Origin of the sequence: Vibrio sp. V42_P2S4T144, assembly GCF_009904715.1 — a bacterium.
In the GTDB taxonomy this organism is placed as follows: Bacteria; Pseudomonadota; Gammaproteobacteria; order Enterobacterales; family Vibrionaceae; genus Vibrio; species Vibrio alginolyticus.
Window position 1 is genome coordinate 1 of record NZ_WXWS01000607.1, and the last position, 8,770, is coordinate 8,770.

General features: G+C 42.2%; 7 protein-coding genes. 2 read left to right on the forward strand and 5 right to left on the reverse strand.

Annotated elements, in window-relative coordinates; translation table 11 throughout:
• Positions 1 to 26 precede the first annotated feature (26 nt).
• The 4 genes from yciH to CAG68_RS19900 form a co-directional block, all read right to left on the reverse strand.
• Positions 27 to 338, reverse strand: a complete 312-nt coding sequence (gene yciH / locus CAG68_RS19885) for a stress response translation initiation inhibitor YciH (protein WP_005376292.1) — start codon at positions 336 to 338, stop codon at positions 27 to 29.
• A gap of 1 nt (position 339) precedes the next feature.
• Entirely contained in the window at positions 340 to 726 is a 387-nt protein-coding gene (locus CAG68_RS19890; protein WP_005376294.1) for a DUF3319 domain-containing protein, read from the reverse strand.
• A 128-nt stretch (positions 727 to 854) separates the two neighbouring features.
• Complete coding sequence (locus tag CAG68_RS19895; protein ID WP_161441562.1) at positions 855 to 1,844, reverse strand: D-alanine--D-alanine ligase; 990 nt, start codon at positions 1,842 to 1,844, stop codon at positions 855 to 857.
• A gap of 149 nt (positions 1,845 to 1,993) precedes the next feature.
• On the reverse strand, positions 1,994 to 2,563 hold the full coding sequence (locus CAG68_RS19900) for an SPOR domain-containing protein (RefSeq protein ID WP_005390018.1): 570 nt from the start codon (positions 2,561 to 2,563) through the stop codon (positions 1,994 to 1,996).
• A 236-nt stretch (positions 2,564 to 2,799) separates the two neighbouring features.
• Here CAG68_RS19900 and CAG68_RS19905 point away from each other — a divergent pair, with 236 nt between their 5' ends.
• Positions 2,800 to 5,448: a bifunctional acetate--CoA ligase family protein/GNAT family N-acetyltransferase gene (locus tag CAG68_RS19905; protein WP_161441563.1), complete on the forward strand. Its 2,649-nt coding sequence runs from the start codon at positions 2,800 to 2,802 to the stop codon at positions 5,446 to 5,448.
• 62 nt (positions 5,449 to 5,510) lie between these two features.
• Here CAG68_RS19905 and CAG68_RS19910 read toward each other — a convergent pair whose 3' ends face one another.
• Positions 5,511 to 6,398, reverse strand: coding sequence for a LysR family transcriptional regulator (locus tag CAG68_RS19910; RefSeq protein WP_017634152.1), 888 nt, complete (start codon positions 6,396 to 6,398; stop codon positions 5,511 to 5,513).
• Between the two features lie 231 nt (positions 6,399 to 6,629).
• On the opposite strand from CAG68_RS19910, the gene CAG68_RS19915 reads away from it, so the two are divergent.
• Positions 6,630 to 8,768, forward strand: a complete 2,139-nt coding sequence (locus CAG68_RS19915; RefSeq protein ID WP_033907072.1) for a TonB-dependent hemoglobin/transferrin/lactoferrin family receptor — start codon at positions 6,630 to 6,632, stop codon at positions 8,766 to 8,768.
• Positions 8,769 to 8,770 lie beyond the last annotated feature (2 nt).

The following is an 8,770-nucleotide window of genomic DNA, read 5'->3' on the forward strand; positions in this document are numbered from 1 at the left end:
CATTTTTGTTTACTGGAAATATTAAATTAGCCACCGGCTAATTTGACTGTCATGCCTTTCTTTTCAAGATGTGCCTTGATCTTGTCTCTAGCATCACCTTGAATCTCGATATTGCCATCTTTTACAGAGCCACCACAGCCACAGACTTTTTTGAGCTCTGCCGCTAATAACTTTAAAGGTGCATCATCCAAGTCTAAACCTGTAACAATGCATACGCCTTTACCTTTACGGCCTTTCGTTTGGCGCTGAATCCGAACAACACCATCGCCTTTAGGGCGAGATACTTTTTCTTCTTCCGGTTTAATTCGACCGGTTTCTGTTGAATATACCAGAGTCATTCTATTGTTTCTTTTGTTGTTGAGCTTGCATCGCTTTTTGCTTTGCAACCAAATAAGCTTCGATATGTCGTTGAATAGCGGCTTTACTGCCCTTAATCAGTTTACCATTAAACATACAGTACCAAGAGTTAGGTTGGCCTGTATCGTTTTGAATAGTATAGCCGTTAAAGACCTCTGATTTTGCAACACCAGTTTGCTGCACTCTTTGTCCGAGTGAAGCAAACTCTTTGGGATCAATAATCGATGCGGTGTCACACCACCAATCAATGCTTTTCTTTACCGCCGTCAAACTGCCCTGTAAGACGTGGTTCTTGATTTTAACCTTCCAAACACTGCCATCTGATCCGACTGACTGCAGGTTAAAACCTCTATAATTTGAAATCGCCATACCACTGAGTCATCTGTTTAATGCGTTGATATAATCATAATTGCTACTGAGCAATATTCAAATACGGCTTGAATAATCCTTGCTCTAGAAAACAACTTGTATCATAAAACGCGTCTCGATAACGTTAATCACTTTGCACTGTTTATACAATCTTCCAAGAACTCATGAAATTTGTGCCCGTTGTTTTGAAGCATTTTAGGGAACATTGAGATCGGAGTCATTCCTGGAAATGTGTTTACTTCGTTTAAGTAAATCTCATCATCTTCCGTTAGGAAAAAGTCGATACGAGATAAATGACGAAGATTCATTTGTTTAAATACCGTCTCTGATGCGTGTTGGATGGAATCTAATTGTATTTGAGTTAGATTCTTCGCCTCAACTTCTGTGAGCGAGTGACTTGAACTGCTGTACTTTTCATCGTACGAGTAAAAAGCACCATCAGGCGCGATGACCTCGCCTGGCTTAGTGATATGTAGTTGGCCATTCATCTCATATGCAGCAACTTCAAGTTCTCGAGGTTTTACTGCTTTCTCAACCAACACTTGGTCAGAAAACCCAAAAGCATCATTTACTGCATTAGAAAGCTTGCCTTTTTCTGTGACACTGTAACAGCCAACGGAAGAACCTTGGCGAGCGGCTTTAACAAAAACTTTTCCCCACTTTTCAAAGGCTTTATGAGCTTGAACGTGAGCTTCTTCATCGTTTCGCGTTAAGAATAAGTATGGCGTATTGGGTATGCCAATAGCGTCGTACCAAAGCTTAGATGTGATTTTATTGAAACTATTGCTACTCGCTTCTGGCCCGCAGCCAAGATAAGGAATACCTGCGATTTCAAACAGAGATTGAATGTCGCCTGTTTCGCCAGGAAAACCATGTATACAAGGCACGATGAAATCAATGGTTTGATTAGATTCACTTGAGCACAACTGCTTGGTATTGAGATCCAAGTAAACCAACTCACCTTGGTTGGTCATCCAACCTTCGTTTTTTATTTCTACGCGTGTAACGTGAACGTCTTCAATAAGATTTAGTTGTTGTTCGACAAAGTTTGCAGACAATAATGAAATCTCGTGCTCAGAAGAGTCACCGCCGCATAGTAAAAGAATATTTTTAATCATGAATCCATCTTTCCGTGACCTACAAAAGATACTATTTATTATGATAAACCTTTGAAGTGTGACGTACAGTAATTTTAATGTGAGGAATGTTGTTCGAATAGGATTTGAGCAAATAAATAAGGGAGCTATTCGCTCCCTTATTTGATGTGTTAATTTAATTTGTTAAGCGTTGGGTAAGCTGAGTTTTTGATTGCATCAATGCTTTTAACAAATGGTCTTAACTGCTGAAATTGAGCTGGCAAAGTCGAAATCGCTTGCTTGGCTTCTGCGCTTGTTGCGTAGTCTCCGTATAAAACTGAGAACCACTTAGTACCGTTTACAACTTTGTAGTTTTCCCAAATTGGCTGACCGTTCTGTGGCAGCTTATTTGCAAACTGATCGACTTTAGCTTGGCTACCCACAGCTGCGACTTGAATGGTATAGCCGAATCGTTGAATGCCAGCTTGCTTTTTACTTGGTGGTACGATCTTAACTGGCTTCGCCTGCTCTTTTGGCGTTAGCTTGACTACTTTCTTTTCTTCAGGCTTTGCCGTCATTTTCACAACAGTTGGTTGTACGTCTTTTTCTACTACAGCGTTTTCAGACGCCATAATTGGTTTAGAGATACGATCTGATTTGTAGTCCTCTCGGTAACTTTCTGAGGTCACATCCGTGATGTAAGTTTCAGATGCACAAGCAGAAAGCAGAACTGACAAGCCGATGATTGCGATTTTTTTCATGAAGTAACAAATGCTCTGGATAAATATTACGATAAATCATGCCGATAGCAGGGCCGTTTATCAAGCATCAAATACAATAATCTGTGATTTTGATGTGATGAATAACACAAACTCCATAAGCATCGTACACATTTTCTGCAATGTCTGGTCTGAAGATGTTTTATCAGTAAATTATTCGTTTATGATTGATATGAAACCGAGAAGCCAACGTGACTTACAAACGGCCAGGAGTCAGCATGAATAAACTACATAAACTCTTTAAACCCAACTCTGTGGCCGTTATTGGGGCATCTCAAAAAGCATTGCGAGCAGGACATGTTGTGATGCGCAACCTTCTACAAAGTGGATTTGGTGGCGCGATTATGCCAGTAACGCCGCGATATAAAGCCGTATCTGGCGTGATCGCTTACCCTGATGTAGCTTCCCTGCCCTATACGCCAGATATTGCAATTTTGTGTACGAACGTTTCACGTAACGAGCAATTGCTTAAAGAGCTAGATGAGAGAGGCACACCGTTTGCGATTGTTATCTCTGATGACCCTAATCCTTTAGATATCTCATCATTGAACATTCGAGTCTTAGGCCCAAACAGCTTAGGTATCATCCTTCCTTGGCACAATTTTAACTGCACGTTTTCCCCTGTTGCAGCTAAACCCGGAAAAATTGCTTTCATCTCACAATCCGCGGCGGTTTGTACCACGGTTTTAGACTGGGCAAATGATAAGAACATTGGTTTTTCTTCGTTCATTTCGATTGGGCGCGGACAAGATATCGATTTTGCAGATTTGCTCGACTATTTGAGTATGGATGGAAACACTGAAGCTATTCTGCTTTATGTTGATAATATCCAAGACGCTCGCCGATTTATGTCTGCTGCGCGCGCCGCTTCACGTAACCGACGTATATTGGTGCTAAAAGCGGGCCGATCTAAAGAGATGAATACTTTTGAGCAGCAAGACGGAGATACACTTGACGTAATTTACGATTCGGCTATTCGCAGAACTGGTATGTTACGAGTCAGCAATACGCATGAGCTTTTTGCCGCGGTAGAAACACTCACGCATTCTGTGCCACTTCGTGGAGAGCGTTTAGCGATCATCACCAATGGCGGCGGCCCTGCTGTTATGTCCGTTGATACTTTGATTGAACGTGGTGGCCAACTCGCAACGCTTGATGACGCTTCCATTGAGCAATTACAAGCAGTACTTCCATCCAACTGGCGTGCTCGAAATCCAATTGATCTGTCTGGTGACGCAACCCAAAAACGCTATATTGATACCATTAACGCACTGATGAATAACGACTGTGCAGATGCGATATTGATTATGCATAGTCCTTCTGCTGTTTCTGATCCTCTTGAAACTGCTCAAGTCGTTATTAATGCCATCAAATCTCACCCTCGGCATAAGCATTTTAATATCTTGACCAACTGGTCAGGAGAACAAACGTCGAGAGAAGCGCGACTGGCCTTTACTCAAGCAGGCATTCCAACCTATAGAACACCTGAAAGTGCGGTTGTAGCATACATGCACTTGGTCGAATACAGACGAAACCAGAAACAACTAATGGAAACGCCAACGACGGCAGAGCCATTACATTCTGGAAGTGTGAGTTCAGCAAAAGAATGGGTAAACGAACGACTACTGGATAAAAACACAGTCACCTTGGATACGCATCAAACCAGCCCATTATTTAAGCTGTTCGGGTTTAACGTTTTGCCTACGTGGATTGCATCTGACGACATTGAAGCCGTTCATATGGCAGAAAATATTGGATATCCTGTTGCGGTTAAATTGCGTTCTCCAGACATTCCTCATAAATCGGATGTTCACGGTGTTGCTCTAAATTTAAGAAACAGTCGAGAAGTTTCCAACGCAGCGCTATCCATTTTAGATACCGTAAAGCTCAGTTACCCTTCCGCCAATGTACATGGGCTGTTAGTACAAGGGATGGCAAAGCTCGGCAGCGCTGAAGAGCTACGGATTAGTATTGCAGTAGATAAAGTCTTTGGACCAGTGATCTTGCTTGGTCAAGGCGGCTCTGAGTGGAATATCGCCCAAGATGCCGTCGCTGCACTTCCTCCTTTGAACATGACGCTTGCGCGCTACCTTGTCGTTGTTGCCCTAAAGTCTGGAAAGATTCGCCTGCAGAAACACAAAGATGCGCTCGATATTACTGAGTTGTCGAAGTTCTTGGTTCGTATCTCCCAAATGGCAGTTGAGTTACCAGAAATACAAAAACTGGATATCCATCCAGTACTAGTGTCCGGAAGCGATTTAACTATCCTTGATGCAGATGTCACACTGTGTAAGTACGAAGGAGACGCCCAAAAACGGCTAGCGATTCGCCCTTTCCCGGCAGAGTTTGTCGAAACGGTGACGCTTCGAGATGGCCAACCTATCCTGCTCCGTCCTATCTTGCCAGAGGATGAGCCGCTGCATGCTCAATTCATTAATAGCGTATCGAAAGAAGATCTCTATAAGCGTTTCTTTTCTGAAGTTGGAGAGTTCAACCATGAGGCTTTGGCAAACTTTACTCAAATCGACTACGACCGCGAAATGGCGTTTGTTGCGGTAGCGTTTAATACTGACGGACCGTCTATCATAGGGGTAGCCCGCGCATTGATTACACCAGACAATAGTGACGCTGAGTTTGCTATTTTGGTTCGTTCAGATTTGAAAGGAAAAGGTTTAGGCAAAGTGCTGATGCAGAAAATAATCAGCTATTGCAAAGTTAAAGGCACAAAGCAAATGTCTGGAATGACCATGCCAACAAACAGAGGGATGTTGATGTTGGCTCAGAACTTGGGGTTTGAGATCGATGTCCAGTTTGCAGACGGTACGGCAGATATGGTGCTCCCTTTAAATCGAAAAGCGCAGCATTAGCGATGACTTTTACTTCTTACATTCGGTAATCAATGGGAATCTAAGAAGTAAAAGTTACGTTGTTACTTTAGTTTCCAATTCTTTTTTAAGTACTGAATACACCAGGATTTTGCCTCACCCATAGTGTTCCGGCGCCATGCCAAAATAATATCCATCGGCTGTTCTTCAGTGCCTTCGATTCGTTTCAATACACCACTATCAATAAGAGGTTGTGCAATTTGGCTTGGTAATGTACCAATACCTAAACCTGCAGTGAGCGCTTCTACTTTTGCCGTAAAGTTGGTGACGGTCAAGCGAGGCTGTTTTTGAATGATATTAATTGAGAGCGCTGGTTGCTCACGTGCGGTATCTGCAATAGCAATAATCCGATACTTTTCTCGCGCTGCTTCATCAAACTTACCACTACGCTTGTGAACATAGTGATCAGCGGAAGCTACCCAATACATACTCATTTTACCAATTTTTTCTGACTTAACTTCTTGAGGAAGCGTATCCAGTGATGGGCAAATCAGTAAATCAGCTCTCCCCGTATTCAACGACTCCCAGCTACCAGCCAGAATCTCCTCTTGCAGCCTGACTCGAGTTGAGCTGACCTCGGCCAGCGCATCAACCATCGGGAAAAAATTGGATATAGGAATAATGCCATCAAAGGCAATGGTAATATCCAGTTCCCAACCATTCGCCAATAACGTTGCATCGTTCACTAACTTTTCACTGGCTTGTAAAATGGCTCTTCCTCTTTCAAGAATAAGCTTACCTGCTTCAGTAAAATGGGCTTTGTGACCAGAGCGATCGAAGATAATAATGTCTAAATCTTGCTCGAGTTTCTGGATTTGATAGCTCAGCGATGACGGGGCTCTGTCTAACTCATTCGCAGCAGCAGCAAAACTCCCTCTTCGATCAATAGCATCTAGAATATGGAGTGCTTCTAACGTAATTGGACTCTGCACATGGCCTCTCTTAATGTGACATTTATCACATTCGTTGTATTTGGATGAACTTATCAAGAACTAACGACAAATTATATAACATATTGATAACTAAAGACTAGGAATGCTAATAGCCTAAGAAGAAGATTCAATACAAATCAATAAATGACAATGGTAATGATAGTAATTACCATTTAGATCCATTAATATCCGCGTGTTGTTACCTATTATGGATCTAAGGTATTGAAGCCAATGTATAAAAAATCAATTTTGTCAGCCTCCATTTTAGTTGCCCTTTCCCATACTGCTTATGCGGAAGAAGCTTCTAAGTTTGAAGAAGTCGTTGTGTCGGCCACCCGTACCAACCAAACCATAAACACTGTTGCTGCTTCTGTTGCTGTTGTATCAGAGAAAGACATCGAAGAAAACATGGTAAAGGACTTGAATGATCTATTCGAGTATACGCCAGGTGTTACTGTTAATGGCACTCAACGCCAAGGCGTCCAAAGTATTAACATTCGCGGGATGGAAGGTAAACGAGTTAAAATCTTAGTAGACGGTGCATCTCAACCAGGTGTATTCAGCGGTGGACCATATTCGTTTATCAATTCTAGTGCCGTTACTGTCGACCCCGATATGCTAAAGAGTGTCGAAATTGTTAAAGGAGCAGCTTCTAGCCTACATGGTAGTGATGCAATTGGCGGTGTTGTCGCATTCGAAACAAAAGATCCGAAGGATTTCCTCAAAGATGGCAAAGACTTTGGTGGTCAAGCTAAACTCTCTTATTCATCGGAAGATAACTCTTTTAGTGAGCATGTAGCTTTAGCAAAGCGTTTCGGTAGTACAGAAGCACTTGTAGCCTTTACACGCCGTGATGGTGCAGAGCTACAAAATTTCTCTAAGGCGCCTTACGATAACTATTCTGTGGACAACCAAGATTATTACAAAAACGATCTATTGGTAAAACTTCAATCTCAATTGAATGACGCTCATCGCTTGGAGTTTTTGGGAGAAGTTATTTACAACGAGACTGACTCAGAGATCGCACATAAAAGTTACAAAAACTTCAACGCTGAAGACACAACCAAGCAAAATCGCATTGGGCTCAAGCACATTTGGTTTGCAGATGCAGCTATCTCGGATACGATCACGTCCAAGCTTACATGGATTGGTAAAGAAGAAAACGGCGTCTCTAATCGCTTTATCGAAGCTAGCCCTGGTTACCCACCTTACGTACCGCCTAGTGGTGACAACCAACAGAAAAAAGATTACGAATATACTGAAGACAAATTTGAATTCGAAACTCAGTTAGATAAAGAGATTCAAAATCACTATATTGTTTACGGAATATCGTACAAACATAGTGACATCAGTAATACCAATCGCGAGTTTAATTCCGATCCTGGCACGCCAGATACTGTTTACGTTTACACACCGGATGCAAAAGAAGAAAGCTTTGGTTTATTCTTGCAAGATGAAATTTCGCTTCTTAATGACAAGCTAATTCTGACTCCAGGTGTGCGTTACGATTACTTCTCTACTAATCCTTCAAATACTTCTGAAGAGTCATTCGAGAAGTTTAGCGACTCTGCATTAACTGGTCGTTTAGGAGCAACTTACTCTATATCGCAACCAGGCACGATCTTCGCGCAAGTGAGCCAAGGGTTCCGAGCGCCATCGTTCGACGAGCTTTACTACACCTACGATAATCCGGCTCATGGCTATACCAACCGCCCTAACCCAAATTTGGGATCTGAAAAGAGTTTGTCTTATGAGCTTGGTTACCGTCATAACACTGCAGCGTCGGCAACTGAAGTAGCGTTCTACTACAGTGATTACAGTGACTTTATTGAGCAAACGTCATCAAACAATGGTGGTTTAACTGAATTCACAAATATCAATATTAGTGAAGCAAACATTAAAGGGGTTGAGCTCTCTAACCGTCTTGATTGGCATGCCATTGCTGGTCTTCCATCAGGCGTGACAACTCGCTTTGTTGCAGCATACACAGAAGGTGAAGATGGTGATGGTAATCCTTTGAACAGTGTAAACCCATGGAATGCCGTAGCTGCTGTAAATTACGATTCACCAAATGCACTTTGGGGGACAAGCCTAAAAGTAAACTACACGGCTAAGAAATCGAACAGTGATATCAACTCTGATGGTGATAAAGGCGGAATCAAAGACCAAGTTGCTTTGCCGTCTGCGACAGTCGTTGACTTAACGGCGTACTACAAACCAATGAAAGATATAACCATTCGTGCTGGTGTTATGAATCTAACGAATGAAGAATACCATCTTTGGAACGATGTTCGCGGTAAGACTGAGTTAAGTCGAGACAAAACGCAAGCTGAGCGTAATTATAACATTAGTGTTAAATACGAGTTCTAAAC

Coding starts and splice junctions, on each gene's coding strand:
- CAG68_RS19895 (WP_161441562.1), bottom strand. CDS start 1,844: ATGATTAAAAATATTCTTTTACTATGCGGCGGTGACTCTTCTGAGCAC.
- yciH (WP_005376292.1), bottom strand. CDS start 338: ATGACTCTGGTATATTCAACAGAAACCGGTCGAATTAAACCGGAAGAA.
- CAG68_RS19900 (WP_005390018.1), bottom strand. CDS start 2,563: ATGAAAAAAATCGCAATCATCGGCTTGTCAGTTCTGCTTTCTGCTTGT.
- CAG68_RS19905 (WP_161441563.1), top strand. CDS start 2,800: ATGAATAAACTACATAAACTCTTTAAACCCAACTCTGTGGCCGTTATT.
- CAG68_RS19890 (WP_005376294.1), bottom strand. CDS start 726: ATGGCGATTTCAAATTATAGAGGTTTTAACCTGCAGTCAGTCGGATCA.
- CAG68_RS19915 (WP_033907072.1), top strand. CDS start 6,630: ATGTATAAAAAATCAATTTTGTCAGCCTCCATTTTAGTTGCCCTTTCC.